The 18,590-nt window shown below is 62.9% G+C and carries 18 protein-coding genes and 1 riboswitch; of the genes, 8 read left to right on the forward strand and 10 right to left on the reverse strand.

Annotated elements, in window-relative coordinates; all coding sequences use genetic code 11:
* Positions 1-46 precede the first annotated feature (46 nt).
* The 8 genes from AC0969_RS02555 to AC0969_RS02590 all read left to right on the forward strand — a co-directional run bounded on the left by AC0969_RS02555 (position 47) and on the right by AC0969_RS02590 (position 7,088).
* The gene (locus AC0969_RS02555) at positions 47-286 is read left to right on the forward strand and encodes a hypothetical protein (RefSeq protein ID WP_479622556.1); all 240 of its coding nucleotides are present in this window, start codon (positions 47-49) and stop codon (positions 284-286) included.
* Positions 283-777, forward strand: a complete 495-nt coding sequence (locus tag AC0969_RS02560) for a DUF7338 family protein (protein WP_479622557.1) — start codon at positions 283-285, stop codon at positions 775-777. Before AC0969_RS02555 ends, AC0969_RS02560 begins: the two co-directional genes overlap by 4 nt.
* A 181-nt stretch (positions 778-958) precedes the next feature.
* A complete protein-coding gene (gene cobM / locus AC0969_RS02565; RefSeq protein WP_479622558.1) occupies positions 959-1,756 on the forward strand; it encodes a precorrin-4 C(11)-methyltransferase in 798 nt (265 codons plus the stop codon).
* Positions 1,753-2,505: a precorrin-6A synthase (deacetylating) gene (gene cobF, locus AC0969_RS02570; RefSeq protein ID WP_479622559.1), complete on the forward strand. Its 753-nt coding sequence runs from the start codon at positions 1,753-1,755 to the stop codon at positions 2,503-2,505. The genes cobM and cobF overlap by 4 nt, the downstream gene beginning before the upstream one ends.
* A gap of 237 nt (positions 2,506-2,742) precedes the next feature.
* A complete protein-coding gene (locus tag AC0969_RS02575) occupies positions 2,743-3,708 on the forward strand; it encodes a serine/threonine protein kinase (protein ID WP_479622560.1) in 966 nt (321 codons plus the stop codon).
* A 13-nt stretch (positions 3,709-3,721) separates the two neighbouring features.
* Positions 3,722-4,870: a hypothetical protein gene (locus tag AC0969_RS02580; RefSeq protein ID WP_479622561.1), complete on the forward strand. Its 1,149-nt coding sequence runs from the start codon at positions 3,722-3,724 to the stop codon at positions 4,868-4,870.
* Between the two features lie 1,188 nt (positions 4,871-6,058).
* Positions 6,059-6,697 carry a transcriptional regulator gene (locus AC0969_RS02585; protein WP_479622562.1) on the forward strand — a complete coding sequence of 213 codons (639 nt, stop codon included), beginning with the start codon at positions 6,059-6,061 and terminating at the stop codon, positions 6,695-6,697.
* A complete protein-coding gene (locus AC0969_RS02590; RefSeq protein WP_479622563.1) occupies positions 6,681-7,088 on the forward strand; it encodes a hypothetical protein in 408 nt (135 codons plus the stop codon). The genes AC0969_RS02585 and AC0969_RS02590 overlap by 17 nt, the downstream gene beginning before the upstream one ends.
* Before the next feature lie 18 nt (positions 7,089-7,106).
* On the opposite strand, the gene AC0969_RS02595 is transcribed toward AC0969_RS02590, so the two are convergent.
* The 10 genes from AC0969_RS02595 to AC0969_RS02640 all read right to left on the reverse strand — a co-directional run bounded on the left by AC0969_RS02595 (position 7,107) and on the right by AC0969_RS02640 (position 17,955).
* The gene (locus AC0969_RS02595) at positions 7,107-7,271 is read right to left on the reverse strand and encodes a hypothetical protein (RefSeq protein WP_479622564.1); all 165 of its coding nucleotides are present in this window, start codon (positions 7,269-7,271) and stop codon (positions 7,107-7,109) included.
* Positions 7,272-7,393: 122 nt separating this feature from the next.
* The gene (locus tag AC0969_RS02600) at positions 7,394-8,218 is read right to left on the reverse strand and encodes a CbtA family protein (protein ID WP_479622565.1); all 825 of its coding nucleotides are present in this window, start codon (positions 8,216-8,218) and stop codon (positions 7,394-7,396) included.
* Positions 8,219-8,384: 166 nt separating this feature from the next.
* Positions 8,385-8,570: a CbtB domain-containing protein gene (locus AC0969_RS02605; protein WP_479591342.1), complete on the reverse strand. Its 186-nt coding sequence runs from the start codon at positions 8,568-8,570 to the stop codon at positions 8,385-8,387.
* Positions 8,571-8,641: 71 nt separating this feature from the next.
* A complete protein-coding gene (locus AC0969_RS02610; protein ID WP_479622566.1) occupies positions 8,642-9,037 on the reverse strand; it encodes a DUF1636 family protein in 396 nt (131 codons plus the stop codon).
* A 172-nt stretch (positions 9,038-9,209) separates the two neighbouring features.
* On the reverse strand, positions 9,210-9,827 hold the full coding sequence (locus tag AC0969_RS02615) for a vWA domain-containing protein (protein WP_479622567.1): 618 nt from the start codon (positions 9,825-9,827) through the stop codon (positions 9,210-9,212).
* 59 nt (positions 9,828-9,886) lie between these two features.
* Entirely contained in the window at positions 9,887-10,912 is a 1,026-nt protein-coding gene (locus AC0969_RS02620) for a magnesium chelatase ATPase subunit I (RefSeq protein WP_479622568.1), read from the reverse strand.
* Between the two features lie 97 nt (positions 10,913-11,009).
* On the reverse strand, positions 11,010-14,855 hold the full coding sequence (cobN, locus tag AC0969_RS02625; RefSeq protein ID WP_479622569.1) for a cobaltochelatase subunit CobN: 3,846 nt from the start codon (positions 14,853-14,855) through the stop codon (positions 11,010-11,012).
* Positions 14,856-15,020: 165 nt separating this feature from the next.
* A complete protein-coding gene (gene cobW, locus AC0969_RS02630) occupies positions 15,021-16,067 on the reverse strand; it encodes a cobalamin biosynthesis protein CobW (RefSeq protein WP_479622570.1) in 1,047 nt (348 codons plus the stop codon).
* Positions 16,068-16,077: 10 nt separating this feature from the next.
* The gene (cobO, locus tag AC0969_RS02635) at positions 16,078-16,647 is read right to left on the reverse strand and encodes a cob(I)yrinic acid a,c-diamide adenosyltransferase (protein ID WP_479622571.1); all 570 of its coding nucleotides are present in this window, start codon (positions 16,645-16,647) and stop codon (positions 16,078-16,080) included.
* 18 nt (positions 16,648-16,665) lie between these two features.
* The gene (locus tag AC0969_RS02640; RefSeq protein ID WP_479622572.1) at positions 16,666-17,955 is read right to left on the reverse strand and encodes a cobyrinate a,c-diamide synthase; all 1,290 of its coding nucleotides are present in this window, start codon (positions 17,953-17,955) and stop codon (positions 16,666-16,668) included.
* Positions 17,956-18,254: 299 nt separating this feature from the next.
* Positions 18,255-18,492: riboswitch (cobalamin riboswitch) on the reverse strand.
* Positions 18,493-18,590 lie beyond the last annotated feature (98 nt).

An 18,590-nucleotide genomic window follows, 5' to 3' on the forward strand; every position in this document is an offset into this window, starting at 1 on the left:
ATCCGAGGGGAATGCCGCCGCGCCTGCGGATGTCGTTGTGCCCGCTGTGCCGACTATCGTAGAGATGGCCCAGGCACGCTTGGCCCTGCTGCATGCTGGCTACTTGGCCACCGTTAACACGGCCATCGCAGCTATGCCAGGCGCAGCGGGTGATGCTGCTCGCATTGAATGGGAGTTTAGGGCCACGGTCGAGCGTAGTTCGGCGCTGGTGGCGGCTATGGGCGCGGTGTTGCAGTTGGGTGCGGCGCAGCTGGATGCCCTGTTTATGGATGCGGCTACCCGATGAAGTACCTAAAACCCATCCTCGCCGCGCTACTGATCCAAATTGTTGCGCTGTTCGCACCCCTATTCGTGCTGCTTGCGCTGCCATTTATCCGGTGGGACTCCAGCCAGAGCCTGGACCCCAGCGGTAATTTCTCGGCCGTGCGTGGCCATATGCCTGGATGGCTGTCTTGGCTTGAAACCCCCGACGAACGGCTACCTGGTGGGCTGTACGAGCCTGCCGTGCTGGCCATCTATGAGAAATATGGGGCCTGGGTCTGCGCCTGGTACTGGCTGGGAGTGCGGAATCGCGTCCAAGGCTTTGCCGCTGCGTTCGGTGTACCCGCAACCGAGGGGTGGACTGGTCGCTATGGCAGACAGGATCAAGGGGCGCTGTGGTGGGTGCGCTGGCCGCTGTTGAATAGAAAGCTGTCGTTCAAAGCCGGTTACAGGATTTATCTACTTCTTGATGGGTCTTATCTAGCCGTCCCCGTCTTCACGATCACCAAGGCATAGCGACCTCGTCACGAGGCCCCGATCGTTATAAGCTTGGGGTTTCCCACTGCTTAATTCTCTTACGTGACACGAAACAAAGCACCTCAAGCGTTTATCGCGCTTCGGGGTGCTCATTTATCGCGGCGCGCTTCACACGGTGTTCGCAGTGCATAACTTATCTGTCTTTGAAAATACCAAATTTATGACCGTTCACTTCATCGGCGCAGGCCCCGGCGCTCCAGACCTACTCACCCTGCGTGGCCGCGACTACATTGCTGCCAGCCCGGTATGCCTGTACGCAGGCTCCCTGGTGCCCGAAGGCGTGCTGGCCCATTGCCCGCCCGGCGCGCACATCGTCAACACGGCATCCCTGTCGCTAGAGCAAATCTTGAATGAGATCAGCACCGCGCACGCTAGCGGGCACGACGTGGCCCGCCTGCATTCGGGCGACTTGTCGGTGTGGTCAGCAATGGGCGAGCAACTGCGCGGCCTGCGCGCGCTGGGCATTCCGTACACCGTCACGCCCGGCGTGCCCGCGTTTGCGGCAGCGGCGGCCACGCTGGAGGCCGAACTGACGCTGCCGGGCCTGAGCCAGTCGGTGGTGCTCACCCGCACATCCGGCCGCGCATCGGCCATGCCCAGCACCGAATCGCTGGCGAACTTTGCCGCCACCCAGGCCGTGCTGGCCATCCACCTGTCCATCCACGTGCTGCCGCGTGTGGTGGCCGAGCTGAGCCCCCACTACGGCGCAGACTGCCCCGTGGCCGTAGTCTGGCGTGCCAGTTGGCCGGACGAACGCGTAGTGCGCGCCACGCTGTCCACCATCGAAGCAGCCGTGGGCGAAGGCATGGAGCGCACGGCATTGATCTTGGTCGGCCATACCCTAGGCGAAAACTTGGGCGCAGAAGACTTTGCCCACAGCCGCCTCTACGCAGGCGACTACGACCGCCGCTACCGCCCGCTGGGCACCGCACCCCGCTTTCCGGCAGGTACAGAATGATCGACCTCTGCCTGGTCGGCATAGGCACCGGCAACCCCGACCACGTGACCCGCCAGGGCGTAAAAGCGCTGAATGCGGCGGATCTGATTCTGGTGCCGCGCAAAGGCGCAGGCAAAGCCGACCTGGCCGAGCTGCGCCTGCAACTCTGCAAGGAACTGGTCACCAACCCCGCCACCCAGGTCGTCGGCTTCGACATGCCGGTGCGCGATGCCGACGATCCCGACTACCCCGCCGCCGTGCACCGCTGGCACGACGCGATTGCCGAGGTTTGGCTGGCCACCATCCGAACCCATTTACCCGCCGGTGGCCGCGTGGCCCTGCTGGTGTGGGGCGACCCCTCGCTGTACGACAGCACCCTGCGCATCGCCGAGCGTCTGGCGGTGCAGCTACCGGTGAAAGTATCTGTCGTCCCCGGCATCACCGCCTTGCAAGCCCTGACCGCCGCGCACGCCATCGCGCTGAACGAGATCAACGCCCCCGTCACCATCACCACCGGCCGCCAACTGCGCGACCACGGCTGGCCGCAGAGCGCCGACACCGTGGCGGTGATGCTGGACGGGCAATGCGCGTTTCAGCACCTGGCACCGGAGGGTGTCACGATTTGGTGGGGGGCCTACTTGGGGATGCCACAACAGCTTTTGGTGAGCGGACCGCTGGTGGAAGTGGGTGCACGGATTCTGCTGGAACGGCAGGCTGCGCGGGCGGCGCATGGGTGGGTGATGGATACGTATTTGATGCGGCGGGAGTAGCAGGCGATCTATTAGTTGTGTTAAGTCGGCTGCTAGGCATACCAATGCAGGCACAGTTTCTTCTCGATAAGTGCATTCATGAGGGCAACCCTATGCCAGCCTGAAATAAACCAGTTGCAGCTACACCTACTAGTCGCGGGCAACACGTCTCTGGTATCTTCGGTTACATAACTGTCACTGCCAGCTCCCTCAGCCTTGCGAGGAAGTAGAAGGCCACAAGAACTCCGAGGGATTACCTTGCCAAACGATTCGCTGCAACTTCGCGAAGATCTGCTCGCTTGCCTACCTAGTCTCGAGATAGACCGACTGCTCGCCGAATCTGGTCAGCGTGTGGTCTACCTCGCACATTTTGAGGATGCAAAGATTCCATCAGATGTATTGCAACCGACCGGCGACAACCCGGACGAGAAGCCGTTCCTTTACGGCTGGGAAGGCTGGGGGGGAATCGTCGTAAAAGTAGTTTCAGGAGCCGATCCGCAAACGCTCGCTCGACTTCAAGCGGAAACTGCAATCCTCGAAGAAGTTCGCCCGTCCAACTTCCCCAAGCTTTTGTACAGTAACTTGTTCACCGAGAATCCGGTGAGCGAAGAGCGCTTGCCTGAGCGCCTTTACGTGACGGTCGAGGAATTCGTTGACTCTACGCCGCTTAATGAACTGTTTGCGCAGTGTGCTGGGAATGAAATGCGCGTAGTCGAGTTGGCTCTCGGCATCGCAAACGCGCTGCTGCCGCTGTGGCAACACCCCAAACGATTCGTGCATCGTGATATCAAACCGGCGAATGTCCTTATCCGTCGTAGCGGCGAGGTTGTCGTCATTGACTTGGGAATTGCGCGTGAGAGCGGAACCGAAGGTTTGACCGAAAACGGATGGGGTCGGGCACCGTTCACTGCCGGTTACGCCGCGCCTGAGCAAATTGCCAACGACAAAGTTTCGGTTAGCTTCAAAAGCGATTTTTTCTCCATCGGAGTTCTGATGTATCGGCTTCTATCCGGCAAGGAGCCTTTCCAACCACGGCCGGGCATGGGGATTCATGAAATTATGATGGCCGCTCAGAGCCACCATCCAACCACGCTGAATCTGGCTGCGAACTCGTCGCAAGCACTCTCAGACTTTGTCACGAAAGCGCTCGAAAAGGAGCCGTTTAAAAGGCATCGAACGCCCGCACTATTCATTCAAGAGCTGCAGACTCTGCAAACTAGTTAAGGGGAAGAAACTCATGTCACTCGGATTGCTCCACCAGGTAGGACACAACAACAACTGGAATGTCGAATCATTTGAAAAGGACAGGTGTGGAGACGGCCTCATCCTCAGCCCGCTACATCAGGCGATAACGACTGTCGAGAAACTGAGCGCGGGAACCCGGGCCGCGTCAATCTTCGATCCTCAGTTCTACTTGCCTAACTCGAGGAAACCAAAGCTCCAGACTTATCCATTCTTCCCAGAACAGGTTGACGGTGGCTTTCAGACATCAACCTTCGCACCACACGCTGCGACAGTAGCAAAAGATTGCATCGATTTCCAAGTCGCGCAAGGCTTCCGGAAAGTTGTAGTTCCGACACGTTTCATAAGCCACCCATTTCCCGATTACTTCGACCAGCACAACGCATTCACAGTCGATGCCTTCATGGAACATGCAGGTAACAGGTCCCTCTGTCTGTCCCTGGCTATTACGGCACCGATGATCCAGCATCCGGCCTGGCGGCAGAGCCTGCTTAACTGGATCACTTCGTTCCCTGCTGTGGATGAGGTATATCTCATGTATGAACATGTGCGGGACTACAAGCAAGTTCAAGATGGTGAGTTCCTACGAGATTGCTTGAGATTTTTCTCCGACGTGTTGAGCACTGGCCTAGCACTAACCGTGGGCTACACCAATACGGAGGGACTCCTGTTCGCGGCAGCCGGGGACCTCAACATCACCATGGGCTCCTTCGAGAACACGCGTATTTTTTCGGTTGACAAGTTCATCGAATCAGAAGGCGAGCGACGTGGTCCGAAAGCGCGCATATATCTGGCGGGCCTTTTGAACTGGGTTCAGTTTGAAGATGCCAAGCAAATACGCCAGCGTGCGCCTCGCGTATGGAATCACGTCTACAAGCCGACCCAATGGGCGGAAGATGCTCTAGCTCAGTCTGTCGAACCAACCTTTAACCAAGCCCCCCTGTATAAGCATTATTTCCTGAACATGAAGGACCAAATCAATGACTTGCGTCAGATTTCTACCCCTGATCGGCGAAGCTATCTGATTGGAAAGGTAGAGGAGGCCATAGACGCTTATAACAATCTTCCTTCTGGTCTTCTGCTGGAAAAGCATGGGCGCGCAACACACCTTCAGGGTTGGCGGACGGCGCTACAGAATTTTTGAAAAGCCCAACGCGAAATAGCCTTGTTAAGCTTCGCGCTTATACAAAGCTGGTTGATCTATAGGGTGTCCAACGTGCTGCGCCTGTGCAGAATGCGTGAAGCTAGTACCGCTTGGGCCTGCCACCGTTTCCCCTGACTCACAGGCCCCTGGGGTATTGCAGCATGATGAATAAATAAACCTCGTCCACAATCCATCGATGCCAAGCCTACACCGGCAACTTTGAATCGCTCTAACTGCGCCATTGCAGGTCGAATGAACGTGTGGTCAAGCACGACCCAAGACTCATCCGCGAACTGTAGATTTCGGTAGGCCTGTATGAGCACCCGCTGCCAGTCACTGAGCTTCGCCTCGACAGCGATCAGACGCTCGAAAGGTGGGGTTTTGACCGTAAAAAGGGCTAGCGAGTCTTGAGATTGTTTTGCCAGGCCCGCAATACATAGCTGTGTGATAACGCGCTGAGTGCCCGCATCCGAGGTACCCAGACTGGCCGCCAGCTCTTGCCTGTTCTTTATCGAGTCACCAACCTCTCGACTCAGAAGAACCGCTAGGCGGGGCGAAACTCTGCCAAGAGCTCGTAAGCCCTCAGTGCTGCGCGCCGCTCGCTTGGTGAGGACCATGTCTGCAACTCCTACCCCTGCATCCACCTCCAGCTCAACCCGATATTCACGGCGGCGTGCGCGTTTAGTACAGGCCAATATAGCCCGCACCATCTGTTCTTCTGAGTCAAAACCCCGGGTTTTCAAAATTTCAACTCGCTACTTACTCTCCAGTCAGTCACTTACGGCTCCCTCGCTACTACTTGCTTTTTCTAATGGAGCGCAACTATAACCACGTCATAGTGCTCCCCTGGGATCTGAAGGCATTTCTCCGGGTACTCGGCATCACTGACGCTACTCCACACTTTCTGGCCAGTTCCAGCACCGAGTGGTTGTGCGGCACCTTCCTCAACCCCCATTTCCGTTACTAATCTGTATTACGTTTTTTCAATCCTTGTCTTTATTTGCACCATATTTTTTTGAGAAATGAATGCAACAGCTATCTAGGCATGGAGGAAACATTGCAAAAGCAAGTGAGCCAATTACCAATCAGCCTTGTGAATTGCTGCATTTTTTATAGCTACTTACTCACGTAGTAAAAGCGCTCGAGCTCAATTTCATCCAAATTTATCTATAAATACCCAATTTGGGTATGATCAAACCCAATATGGGTATTTCAACCACTCCAACCGCATCCTCTCCCCTCGCTGACGCCCTCTTCCCCAAGGTGCGCCAGCAGGTGCTGGCCGTGCTGTTTGGCACGCCAGACCGCAGCTTCTACGCCAATGAGGTGATTGCGCTGGCCCAGTCGGGCACCGGTGCGGTGCAGCGCGAGCTGGCGGGTTTGTCGGAGGCGGGTTTGCTCACGGTGCGCAAGCAAGGCAACCAGAAGCACTACCAGGCCAATGCCGATGCGCCGGTGTTTGCCGAGCTGCGCGGGCTGGTGCTCAAGACCATGGGGCTGGCGGACGTGCTGCGCTCGGCGCTTGCGCCGCTGGCTGGGCAGGTGGATGCGGCATTTATCTACGGCTCCATCGCGCGGCAGCAAGACACGGCGCACAGCGATGTGGATGTGCTGATCGTCAGCGCCAGCTTGGGCTATGGCGAGGTGTTTGGTGCGTTGGAAGTTGCCAGCACATCATTGGGCCGCACGGTCAACCCCACGCTGTACACGCCTGCGGACTGGGCCCAGCGCATGGAAGCCGACAATGCCTTCGTCACCCGCGTGTGGCAACAGCCCAAGATTTGGCTCATAGGCAGCGAGGAGCAACTTCATGCACCCAGCACTTGAAAACCTGTGCGGTCCCGGCAAACCGCTTAAAGCCGAGGCAACCGACGACAAAGAGATTGCAGGCCTGCTGCGCACCGGGATTGCGCGGCTACACGACGCGCACAACGCCGCGCTGGCGCTGGAGAGCAGGTTCGATTTGGCCTACAACGCGGCGCACGCCCTGTGCTTGGCGGCGTTGCGGCGCATGGGCTACCGGGCCAGCAACCGCTATATCGTTTTCCAGGTATTGCCCCATACCTTGGGGCTGGGCCCGGAGGTGTGGCGCGTGCTGGACAAGTGCCACAACACGCGCAACCTGGGCGAGTACGAAGGCATGCTGGATGTGGACGAGCGCTTGGTGAAAGACTTGGTGGCAGCGACTGCCGCCGTTTCACGCGCCATCCAGGGCTGACCACATCGAACTACGCGGCTACAAAGTGGAATGCCCGTCTGCAAATGAACCCACGGCGGCATGCACCGCATTCCAATCCAAGGCCGCCGCATCCGCCTGTTGCTGGCGCGCAAGGGAAGCGGGCTGCTCGGCCACGCAGGCCACCCGCAGTTCTTCCTGGGTAGCGGTAGGTGCTGATGGCATGGTGAATTTGCTATTTTTTATATAGCTACTTGCGCAGGTTCTACCTGCGCAAGAGGCCGATTTGGCTTAAAAACCCAATTTAGGTACGTTCAACCCCAAATTGGGTATGACCAACACCCCGCCTACCGGGCTGCGCCTACCGCCCCCGCATCGGCCTCACCCGCACCTTTCAACACCGCCACCAAGCCGGGACGCACCCAGCGCTGGAACGCCAGGCCGCCCACGATGCCCATGCTCGCCCAGAACGACAGCGAGATCCAGGTGGTGGCCCAGATGAACTGGGTGCCTAGTTGGCGCAAGGCGGTTTGGGCCTCGGGGCCGAAGCCTGCCAGGGGGTCGGCGCTGATGTGCGGCGCGCCCACCACGTAGGGCAAGGCCAGCCAGGCCGCAGCGGCCACCCAGCGCAGCTGGCTGCGCAAACCGGCGATCGACGCACAAGCTAGCGCAGCGCTGGCGGCGGCCAGCAGCCACCAGCCCTGGCGCGAACCCAGGCGGGCGGCGTCCATGCCCGGAATCTCGGCATGCAGGCCCAGCGACGGCCAGAAGTGGAACACCAGCCAACCGGCAGCCGCCGTCCACAGGGCCAGCGGCAGCGAACGCAAGGCCGCGCCGCGCCACAGGCAAACGCCCATCACCGCAAACACCAGCAGCGCCATGCTGAAGGCGTGGAGGATGTTGGCCACCCAGGTCCAGCCGATGCGCTCGAAGCCGTTTTCGGGCTCCCATGCGCTGGCAGCGCCGTGGTCATGGTCGTGCGCCGGGGCTGCTGCTTCGGCATGCACATGGGCGGCAGGAGCTACCGGTTCAGGGACTTCGGCTTTTTGCGACTCGTACACCTCGGCGGTCAGAATCAGCGGGGCGGCTTGCCAGCGCTGCACGCCGGTTTGCACACTGCCCACCACCAAGGCGGAGGCCAGCGCCGCCCAAATCAAGCGTTGAAAAATCATAGGTTCTCCAGAGGTTTTTTACCCGTTTTGCAAGCCCCCCATCGACCAGCCAGAACGCACGCCGCCCAGAGACACCGCAGAACTGGCTCCGCCAGGCTGCTGGTGTTGCCCCCTGCAAGGGGGTTGGCGGAAACGCGAAGCGTGTAGCCTGGGGGTGAGCCAAAGCCTAGTGACACGGTTTTACCGTGATGTGGCGCACGTCGTGCGCGGCGTTGTGGGCTAGCGGGCTTTCGGCAAAAGCCACGCCGTACAGCACGACCATGCCGAGGGCGGCACCGGCGGCGAGCTGCAACAAGAGGCTGCGTACCGCGCTGGAGGTGCGGGGCAGTTCGGTGGTGGTGGATGGATGCATGAGGAACTCCTTTTAAAAAAACAGAATAGATGCAGCCGTGGGACTACGGATGCAGGGTGAAAAAACAGGACTTACGCAAGGCCCAGCGGCGGCAGGCGGGCCAGGATGCCGCTGCGCAGGCGTTCGGGCCGCTCCTTGCGCAGCAGATTACCGTCCGCACTGTACGCGTGCAGCTGCGCGCAGGCCAGTACCTCGGCGGCGGTGGTGTCATCGGCGACCAGATCGCCGAAGTAATAGGTGTATTTGCCCGGTGCTTGTAGGGCTATGGTGCAGGCCCGGGCGCAGCCGCTCATGCAGGCCATGCCGCGCACGCGGATGCGGGCTTGCTGGGTATCGTCCAGGTCCCAGGTGGCGACTTGCACGGCTTCTAGCAGCGCCTCGCCCGCAGCGGGCAGATCGCGCGATGCACCCGGGGGGCGGCAGGTGGTGCAGATGATGAGTTCGGTTATGGGGGTGGCGTTGGTCATGGCTGAAACACCCCCACACAGGCCCTGTATTTCTCCCGCGCGGCGGGAGAGGGGGTAAGGCAGGAGGTCCGGCCCCCACCCCGGCCCTCCCCCGGCGGGGGAGGGAGTAATGCGGGGATCAGTCGTGTATTTGAGGTTTGCATAGCTTGAATGTGTAGATGATGATGAACGGTCATTCCGCTAAACGGTACTCCGCACCCCAGCGGGCGGCCCAGGCGGCGCAACGGCCTTGGGCACGGGATGCGGGCGAGCGGGTGTCGAAATCCATCACCACCGCGTGCTCCGCGCCCTGGGGTGCGGCGGGCTGCTCCAGCGTGCGGCCATCGGTGAGCAGCCACAGCCAGGCGGGGCCACTGCTACCGCGCCTGCGGGCCTGGGCCAGCAAGGTATTTGCCACGGCCAAGGCCTGCCGCAGGGGTGTTCCGCCACCGCCGCCGCATTGGCGTACCCGCGCCACCCCGGCGGCGCGGGCCGGGCCGGGGGGCAGCACCAGTTCGACACCGCTGCCGCCAAAACACAGCAGGCCCACGTGGTCGCCAGCGCGGGCGGCCAGTTCGACCAGACGGGCTGCATGGCCTTTGGCCAGTGCCAAACGGCCACCCTGGCGCATGGAGCCCGAGGTGTCCAGCACGATCAGGTGCAGGCGCGGTATAGCCGCTGCACGGGGTTGGAAGCGCAGGTGGTCGCGCTGCAAGCTGCGCGGGCCTTTGGCCAGCAGGGTGCGCAGCCAGGCAATCGCGGGGCTGTCGCCTTGCGTTTTGACGGCGGGTCGAAGGGGGGGTGTCTGCATGGTGGGGTTGCGCCACCGCACACTGCCAGCCGATGGGGGCGGCTGGCGGATGCGGTGGCTCAGGCTTTTTTTGCGGGCCAGGCTCCAGGGGATAGCACCCGGGTGGTGGGTGTGGGGGTGGGCGGCAATGCGCCCCAATCGCCTGCATCGCCCTGTGGGGTGGCGTTGGATGGTGGCTTCGTTTCGGCCTGTGGGCCCGTGCTGTCGTTCGCCGATGGCTCCACCGTGCGGCGGTGCGCCAGTGCCAGTTCGGCCACGGCATCCACGTCTTGCGGGGTGACTGCCGTGCGGCCCTCCAGGGCGGCCAGGGCGCGGGCGGCGCGCAGCATCACCAGGTCGGCACGCATGCCATCGACACCTGCGGCCAGGGCGAGTGCGGCGGCGTGTTGCAGCACGGCATCTGGCCATGCCAATTTAGGCAACGCAGCCTGTGCGGCGGCGATGGTGGCCGCCAACTTTTCCAACTGCGCAGCGTGCGCTGCTACCAGCGCCTGCGGGTCTTCATCGAAGGCCAGGCGGGTGCGCAAAATATCCAGCCGCTGCTGCGGGTCCAGCGGGTTGCCCAGCAGCACCGACAGGCCAAAGCGGTCCACCAGTTGGGCCCGCAGTTCGCCTTCTTCGGGGTTCATCGTGCCCACCAGCGCGAAACGCGCGGCGTGCTGCTGCGAGATGCCGTCGCGCTCTACCGTATTGACCCCGCTGGCGGCGACATCCAGCAGCGCGTCTACCAATGCATCGGGTAGCAGGTTGACCTCGTCCACGTACAACACGCCGTGGTGGGCGCGCGCCACCAGACCCGGGGCCAGGCGCAGCTGGCCCTCACGCAGCACGGCCTCCACATTCAACGTGCCCACCAGTTGCTCCAGGCTGGCCGCCAGCGGCAGGGTCACAAATGGCGCATCCGGCAGCAGTGCCGCCAATGCCCGGGCTGCCGTGGATTTGGCCGTGCCGCGCGGGCCGCTGACCAGCACGCCGCCGATGCGCGGGTCGATGGCGACCAGCAGCAAGGCACGCTGTAACAGCGGCTGGCCGACCAGGGCGGTGAAGGGGAATGCCACGCGGGTGGCGGTGTGCACAGGGGTCATGGTTGGGTTCTATTTTTTGGAAGATGTGTGAGGCAGGACTTCCGGCCCCCTCCCCGGCCCTCCCCCGGCGGGGGAGGGAGACGTGCGGGGAAAGCCGTCATTGCTCAAGGGTTTGCTCCAAGGCCAGCAGGTGGTCTGTTATGCGTTCTCGCTGGTCGCCCGGCTCGGCCCACAGGCCGCGATCCATCGCTTCCAGCAGCCGCTCGCCGATGCTGCGCAGGGCCCCAGGGTTGTGTTGCTGCAAAAAGTCGCGGGTGGCAGCGTCGTGCACATAGGCATCGGCCACCAGCGCGTACTGGTGGTCACCCACCACGCCGGTGGTGGCATCAAAGGCGAACAGAAAATCGACGGTAGCGGCGATCTCGAACGCGCCCTTGTAGCCGTGGCGTTTGATGCCGTCCAGCCACTTGGGATTGACGGCGCGGGAGCGCACCACGCGGGCCACCTCCTCGCCCAGCGTGCGGATGCGCGGCGCACCGGGCACGCTGAAGTCGCCGTGGTACAGCGCGGCGGGCGTGCCGCTCAGGTGCTCTACCGCTGCGGCCATGCCGCCCATGAACTGGTAGTAATCGCCGGAATCGAGGATGTCGTGCTCGCGGTTGTCCTGGTTGTGCAGCACTGCGTCCAGCCCGGCGATACGCTGGGCGAACGCCTCGGGCGCGGCCGTGCCGTGGGCATCCTGGCCGTAGGCGAAGGCCCCGGCGCGCAAATAGGACTCGGCCAGCTCGGAGCGCTCGGTCCACTGGCCGCTGGCAATGTTGGCCTGCAAGCCCGCACCGTAGCCTCCGGGCCGGGGGCCGAACACGCGCCAGGTGGCGGTGCGTTCATCCGTTTGGGCGGCCATCTCGGCCTGCACCCTTGCGCGGATGGGGTTGACATCGTCCGGCTCGTCCTCAAACGAGATAGCGGCCACGGCGCGCACGGCGGTGTCGAACAGGTCGATCACATTGGGGAATGCATCGCGGAAGAAGCCAGACACACGCAACGTCACGTCCACGCGCGGGCGGCCTAGCACGGTCATGGGCATGACTTCGATGTCCACCACGCGGTTGCTACCCGCAGCCCACTTGGGCCGCACGCCCAGCAGCGAGAAGGCCTGGGCCACATCTTCGCCACCCGTGCGCATGGTGCTGGTGCCCCAGACCGACAAGCCCATCGCTACGGGGTATGCGCCGTGGTCTTGCAAGTGCCGCTCCACCACGCGGTCTGCGCCCTTGGCGCCCATCGCGTAGGCGGTTTGGGTGGGGATGGCGCGCGTGTCCACCGAATAGAAATTGCGCCCGGTGGGCAGCACATCGGGCCTGCCGCGTGAGGGTGCGCCGCTGGGGCCGGGGGGGATAAAGCGCCCATCCAAGCCGCGCAGAAGCTGGCCGATTTCATTCGGGCCACAGGCATCCAGACGCGGGGCTAGTGTGGTGCGCAGGCGCTCCAGCACCTGGGCGGTGTGGGGCCAGTTAAGCATTGCTAATGGCTGCCCGCCCCCACCCCAGCCCTCCCCCGTGGGGGGCGGGAGCAATGCGGGGTCGGGTATTTCTCCCTTCTCTTCCGGGGGAGGGTTGGGGTGGGGGCTGGAAGTTGCCTCCTGCACCAGTTGCACCGCCAGTAGTTCCAGCCGCTCACGGGTATGGCCCGCATGCCGCCAGGGGTCGGTGCTCAAGGCTTGTAGAACCTGCGGGCGCTCGCCGGTCCACGGGGCGGCCCAGTCGGGGCTGAGGGCATCGAAATCTTGCAGGCCCAAATCGTGCGCCAAGGCGACCGTCAGACTGCCTTGCGCCGCACCCGCGCCGCCGGGGTAGCGGGCCAGGGCGACCAGGGTGTCCACCCGCTGGCGGCCGGTGGGGGACTGGCCAAAGATGTGCAGGCCGTCGCGGATTTGCGATTCTTTGATTTCGCACAGGTAGGCATCCAGGCGCTGCAACAAGGCTTCGCGCTGCGCGTCGTCGGTGGGTTTAGTGAAGCCGAGTTCTGCGTGCAAGCCGTCTGCCAGCACCTGCTCCAGAATGCTGGCGCGCAGCAGTTTGGCGCGGCGCGGGTCGAGCGACAACGCCTCGTAATACTCGTCCATGCGGCCTTCAAGTTGCTGCAAGGGGCCATAGGTTTCGGCCCGGGTCATGGCGGGCATCAGGTGGTCGATGATGACGGCCTGGGTGCGGCGCTTGGCCTGCGCGCCCTCACCGGGGTTGTTGACGATAAAGGGGTACAGGTGCGGCAGCGGGCCCAGAATGGCATCGGGCCAGCAGGCGGCACCCAGCGCCACGCTTTTGCCGGGCAGCCATTCCAGGTTGCCATGTGTGCCCACATGCACCACCGCATCCACCGCGTAGGCGCGGCGCAGCCAAAAGTAAAACGCCAGGTAGTTGTGGGTGGGCACCAGGTCGGCATCGTGGTAGGTGGCGACCAGGTCCAGGTCGCGCCCGCGTGCGGGCTGGTTACCCACAAACACATTGCCGTAGCGCTGGCCCGACACCATGAAGCGGCCTGCGCGCACCAGCGGGTCTTGCGCTGGCAGGCTCCACAGGGTGTTGATGGCGGCTTGGTTTTCGGGCGGTAAGGCCGAGAAATCTTGCAGGTAATCTGCCATCGACAGGCTTTGGCCTGCGGGGCGGTCGTCGTTGGCATCCAGCTTGTTGGTGATGCCGCGCACCAGGTCGGCCATCAGCGCATCGCCATGCTCTGGCACATCGCCGGTGGCATAGCCTGCGGCTTGCAAGGCTTGCAGGATGACCACCGTGGACGCGGGGGTGTCCAAGCCCACGCCGTTGGCGAGGCGGGAGTCGTCGTTGGGGTAATTGGCCAGCACCAGGGCTACGCGCTTATCGCTATTATTTTTATAGCGCAATGCGCACCATTTACGTGCACTAGCGGCCACAAAGGCTATACGTTCCAGTTCAGGCTGGTAGCGCACCACGTCGATCTCGGCGCGCTCGCAGCGCCAGGCCAGGCCCTTGAAGCTGATGGGCCGGGTGCCAATGCGGCCGTCCACCTCGGGCAGCACGATTTGCATGGCCAGGTCGCGCGGGGTGAGGCCGTGGGGGTCGGCCTGCCACTGCTCTTGCGAGCAACCGGCGGTGATGAGCTGTAACACCGGCGCGTCGCCTGCCAACAGCACAGGTTGGGTAGCGTCGTCGTTGCCATCCATCGCGCCCACGGCAAAGCTGGTGGCGTTGAGCACCACGTCCACCTTGTGTTCTTGGGCCAACGATTGCAGCAGCGCCATGCTGCCGGGGTTCTTGAGCGAGTCCAGCGCCACGGCCAGGGTGTTGAGGCCCTCGTCGGCCAGCGCGGCCAGCATGGCATCAAACGCCGCCGTGTTGCCCGACTGCAAATGCGCTTTGTAAAACACCAGCAGGGCCACAGGTGCGCCAACGCGCCACGGGGCCAAGGGCACGGCGGGGGCGTAGGGCATGGCGGCGGGCAGCACCGCAGCAGGCAAGGGGCGCTCGCCCTGGCCGAAAGCAGCGTGGGCAATCAGCTGAAAAAAGTTCTGGGCGTTGTCGCGCCCGCCTTCGCGCAGGCAGCGCCACAGGTGGGTGCAGTCGTCTTTGGTGGCGGTGCTGCGCAGCAGGAGCTGCGCGTCTTCCACACATTCGCCCGACACCATCACCAGCCACTGGCCACGCACTTGGGCAGACTCGCAGACCTGGTCCACGATGTAGGCCCAATCGCTGGGGCTGCCCAGGTGCTCGATGACGATGGCCTTGGCGTGGCGCAGCACATCAATCATGTACATGTCGATCGACGCAGGCTGGCGCAGCCACATCAGGTTAGCCAGGCGCACGCGGGGGAAGTCATCCGGCAGGCCGCTGGCCACTTCGGCCAACAAAGACAGCGTGGTGTCCGCCACGGTAAGCACCACAATGTCGCCCGGCGTTTGCTCCACGCGCACCACCCCCAGGCCATCGTCTTCAACATGGCCGCCAGGTCGGGTAGAGAGCAAATGCATGGGTTTTTAGTTCGCTAGTAAATCAAGCCCAGCCGCCACCAGGCGCTGGTCGATGGGGTGCTCTGCGCAGCGACATCAAGGAGGAGCCCGCAGGGCGGAGGACAGTCGCGGAGCAGAGTACCCCGTCGGCCAGCGACCACCACGGACAGTCAAGGCCAGCGTGCATCAGCCCAAAGCCGCCTGCAACTCCGCCTGCAACACACCCGCATCCAGGTGGTCGCCAATCAGCACCAGCCGCGTCACGCGGGCCTCATTGGCACGCCAAGCACGGTCGAAATAACTGTCAAACCGCTGCCCCACGCCCTGCACCACCAGGCGCATGGCAGCCCCCGGCACGGCCACAAAGCCTTTGACGCGGTAGATCTCGTGGCGCTGCACCAGGGCGGCCAGCGCAGCCAGCAGCTTGGCGCGGTCGGTCACCATCAGCGCGATCGACACCGAGTCGAAGGCATCGTGGTCGTGGTCTTCTTCCGCGTCGTGGTGGGTTTTGCGGGTGTCGATCACGTCCTCTACCGCACGCTCCAGGCCCAGAAGCACATGCATCGGCACATTGCCGTGCGATGCGCGCACCAGCTTCACACCAGCAGGCGCTTCGGCGCGGATGGCGGCTTCTACGGCTTCCAGCGCGGCGGCATCCATGCCATCGACCTTGTGCACGATCACCAAATCGGCGGTGGCCAGCTGGTCTTCAAACAGTTCGTGCAGGGGGGAATCGTGGTCCAGGTTGTCGTCGGCGCGGCGCTGGGCGTCCACGGCCACCGGGTCATCGGCAAAGTCGCCAGCCGCCACGGCGGGCGCGTCTACCACGGTGATCACCGCGTCCACGGTAAAGGCGTTGCGCAGCGCGGGCCACTGGAAGGCCTGCACCAGCGGCTTGGGCAGGGCCAGACCGGAGGTCTCGATCACCAGATAGTCGATCTGGTCGCGGCGGGCGGCCAGTAGCTCCATCACCGGGGCAAATTCTTCCTGCACGGTGCAGCACAGGCAGCCGTTGGCCAGCTCGAACAGTTGGCCGTTTTCGACACCATTCTCATCACAGCCGATGCCGCAGCCGCGCAGCAGTTCGCCGTCAATGCCCAGCTCGCCAAACTCGTTGACGATGACGGCGATGCGGCGGCCTTGGGCGTTGGTCAGCAGGTTGCGCAAGAGCGTGGTTTTGCCGCTGCCGAGGAAGCCGGTGACGATGGTGGCGGGGATTTTTCTGGTTTGCATTTTGTGGTCCTTAGTCTTCGATGCCGCGTTGGGCGGGGACACCGGCTTTGAAGTGGTGTTTGATCAATGTCATCTCGGTCACGGTGTCGGCCAGCTCGACCATTTCGGCGGGTGCGCCACGGCCTGTCAGCACCACGTGCACATGCGATGGGCGTTCGCGCAGGCAGGCCAGCACGGGCTCCAGCGCAATCCAGCCGTAGCGCAGCGGGTACATGATTTCGTCCAGCACCACCATGAAATGTTCGCCTGCCCGCACGGTGGCCTCGGCCTGGGCCCAGCCGGCCTGGGCCAGCTCGGCGGAATGGTCGAGGTCGCGGCTTTTCCAGCTAAAGCCGTCGCCCAGCCCGACGATGGGGATGCCCAGTTGCTCGAACAAACGGTGCTCGCCAAAGCGCGCGGTGGGTACTTTCATGAACTGGTAGACCTTGACCGCCTTGCCCCGGCCGTGGGCACGCAGGGCCAAACCGAAGGCCGCTGTACTTTTGCCCTTGCCGGTGCCGGTGTGGACGATGACCAGACCGCGCCGTTCGCCCTGGGGCTTGGGGGTGTCGCGCAAGAGCGGTGGGGATTCGATTTCCATGGGGAATGTCTTTGTGAATCAGCCCGGCGCAAACAGCTTGGCCACGGCATGGGGGTTGGACGGAAAGTACATATGCATGAAGGATGCGTGCAGCCGCCCGCTGCGGAACACCGGCTCGGGGTGGCTGCGCTCGCGCTGCGGTTCGGTGAAGGCGGTGGCGGGCAACGCAGTGTCCATGCGCGCATGGTGGAAGCTGTGGCCGCACAGCCGCCCCTCGGGCAAATCTACGGCGTGCATGCCCAGGTTGACGAAGCGTTTTTGCAGCGCCGCTGTGCCGGGCAACAGGCCCCACATGGGGACGGGGATGCCGTTGTGGCCTGCCAGACTGTCCAGCAGCGCCAACATGCCGCCACACTCGGCCACGATGGGTTTGGCCGCCGCGTGGTGGGCATGGATGGCGGCGCGCATGGGCTGGTTGGCGTGCAGGGTTTCCAAATGCAGCTCGGGGTAACCGCCGGGCAGGTACAGGCTGTGCGCATCGGGCAAGACTGCATCGGCCAGGGGCGAGAAGAACACCAGCTCGGCCCCCAGCGCGCGCAGGGTATCCAGGTTGGCGGCGTACAAAAATGAAAAGGCGGCATCCCGCGCCACGGCGATGCGCACACCGGCCAACAGGGGCGGCATGGGTTGCGCCGGGCTGGGTTCAAACTGCACCGGGCTGGCCATGCCCTCCACCGATGGGCCGATGGCAAGGGCCGCCAGGGCGATGCGCTCGTCCAGTTGCGCCACTTCGGCAGCCTGCACCAGGCCCAAGTGCCGCTCGGGCAGCGCGAATTCGGCCGAGCGCGGCATGGCGCCAAACCAGCGCAGACTGGCGGGCAAGCTGTCTTTGAGCATCTGCGCATGGCTGGCGCTACCCACACGGTTGGCCAGCACCCCGGCGAACGTCAAGCCGGGGCGGAAGGTGGACAGGCCGTGCGCCACCGCACCAAAGGTTTGCGCCATGGCCGAACCGTCGATCACCGCCAACACCGGCAGGCCCAAAGCGTAGGCCAGGTCGGCGCTGCTGGGCGTGCCGTCAAACAAGCCCATCACGCCTTCGACCAGGATCACATCGGCGTGCTGTGCCGCCGCATGCAACAGCGCCCGGCAATGCGCCTCGCCGCCCATCCACAGGTCGAGCTGGTACACGGGGTGGCCGCTGGCGCGCTCCAGAATCATGGGGTCCAGAAAGTCGGGGCCGGTTTTGAACACGCGCACCCGGCGGCCCTGGCTGACGTGCCAGGCGGCCAGGGCGGCAGTCACCGTGGTTTTGCCCTGGCCAGACGCAGGCGCAGACACCAGCAGCGCGTCGCAAGTTTTAGGCATCAAATAGCCCTCCAGCGCATATTTAATATGCGCGAGTAGCTATAAATTTGATAGTAAATGGTAGACCCCTACACGCCCGCCGCGTGGCAGTTGGAACGGTGTGACTAAGGGGGATAGGAATCAGAAGGCGGGACGCATTGCAGGCGCAGAGGGCTGAAATGCGAAACAACCTGCTGGTCTCTGCCCACCGCAAAGTCACGCTTGTTTCCGTTCCCCATTCAACCCGATATATCGTTGCTTCGCCTTGCCGTACTAAAGCACTGTCAGCGGCTTCGCGCCTAATCTAGGATTGAATGGAAAACGGAAAGTGTTGTCAGGCCGGTCTTCGGGCTCACGGGTGAAAAGCAGAGGCTTTTCTGCGAGGCGGCCTTCCCATGCAATCGCTTGCACAGTGGCATATGTGGCCTCGCTTTGACCCGTTTACCGTTGCGGGGGCAGCGTGGGGATGGGAGTGTGTTGCAAGCAACGGCTCCGTACCGACTTCCCGTTTAATCCCCAACCCAAGGGCTAAAGGACACCTGATAACGTGCTTTAAGTGTAGCAGCTAGGGGTAGAGACCCGGCCGGCTTTACACTATGCTTTCCATAGCTACCCACGCACTATCCATATGCGCCAGCAGCATTTTTGGCATCTTT

It is taken from the genome of Rhodoferax sp. LB1P47, from assembly GCF_056521445.1.

Bases quoted from the DNA above. Each gene is read 5' to 3' on its own strand.
- AC0969_RS02610 (WP_479622566.1), bottom strand. From the start codon at position 9,037: ATGACCAACGCCACCCCCATAACCGAACTCATCATCTGCACCACCTGC.
- AC0969_RS02585 (WP_479622562.1), top strand. From the start codon at position 6,059: ATGATCAAACCCAATATGGGTATTTCAACCACTCCAACCGCATCCTCT.
- AC0969_RS02560 (WP_479622557.1), top strand. From the start codon at position 283: ATGAAGTACCTAAAACCCATCCTCGCCGCGCTACTGATCCAAATTGTT.
- AC0969_RS02640 (WP_479622572.1), bottom strand. From the start codon at position 17,955: ATGCCTAAAACTTGCGACGCGCTGCTGGTGTCTGCGCCTGCGTCTGGC.
- cobF (WP_479622559.1), top strand. From the start codon at position 1,753: ATGATCGACCTCTGCCTGGTCGGCATAGGCACCGGCAACCCCGACCAC.
- cobO (WP_479622571.1), bottom strand. From the start codon at position 16,647: ATGGAAATCGAATCCCCACCGCTCTTGCGCGACACCCCCAAGCCCCAG.
- AC0969_RS02600 (WP_479622565.1), bottom strand. From the start codon at position 8,218: ATGATTTTTCAACGCTTGATTTGGGCGGCGCTGGCCTCCGCCTTGGTG.
- AC0969_RS02580 (WP_479622561.1), top strand. From the start codon at position 3,722: ATGTCACTCGGATTGCTCCACCAGGTAGGACACAACAACAACTGGAAT.
- AC0969_RS02615 (WP_479622567.1), bottom strand. From the start codon at position 9,827: ATGCAGACACCCCCCCTTCGACCCGCCGTCAAAACGCAAGGCGACAGC.
- AC0969_RS02620 (WP_479622568.1), bottom strand. From the start codon at position 10,912: ATGACCCCTGTGCACACCGCCACCCGCGTGGCATTCCCCTTCACCGCC.
- AC0969_RS02605 (WP_479591342.1), bottom strand. From the start codon at position 8,570: ATGCATCCATCCACCACCACCGAACTGCCCCGCACCTCCAGCGCGGTA.
- AC0969_RS02595 (WP_479622564.1), bottom strand. From the start codon at position 7,271: ATGCCATCAGCACCTACCGCTACCCAGGAAGAACTGCGGGTGGCCTGC.
- cobW (WP_479622570.1), bottom strand. From the start codon at position 16,067: ATGCAAACCAGAAAAATCCCCGCCACCATCGTCACCGGCTTCCTCGGC.
- AC0969_RS02590 (WP_479622563.1), top strand. From the start codon at position 6,681: ATGCACCCAGCACTTGAAAACCTGTGCGGTCCCGGCAAACCGCTTAAA.
- cobM (WP_479622558.1), top strand. From the start codon at position 959: ATGACCGTTCACTTCATCGGCGCAGGCCCCGGCGCTCCAGACCTACTC.
- cobN (WP_479622569.1), bottom strand. From the start codon at position 14,855: ATGCATTTGCTCTCTACCCGACCTGGCGGCCATGTTGAAGACGATGGC.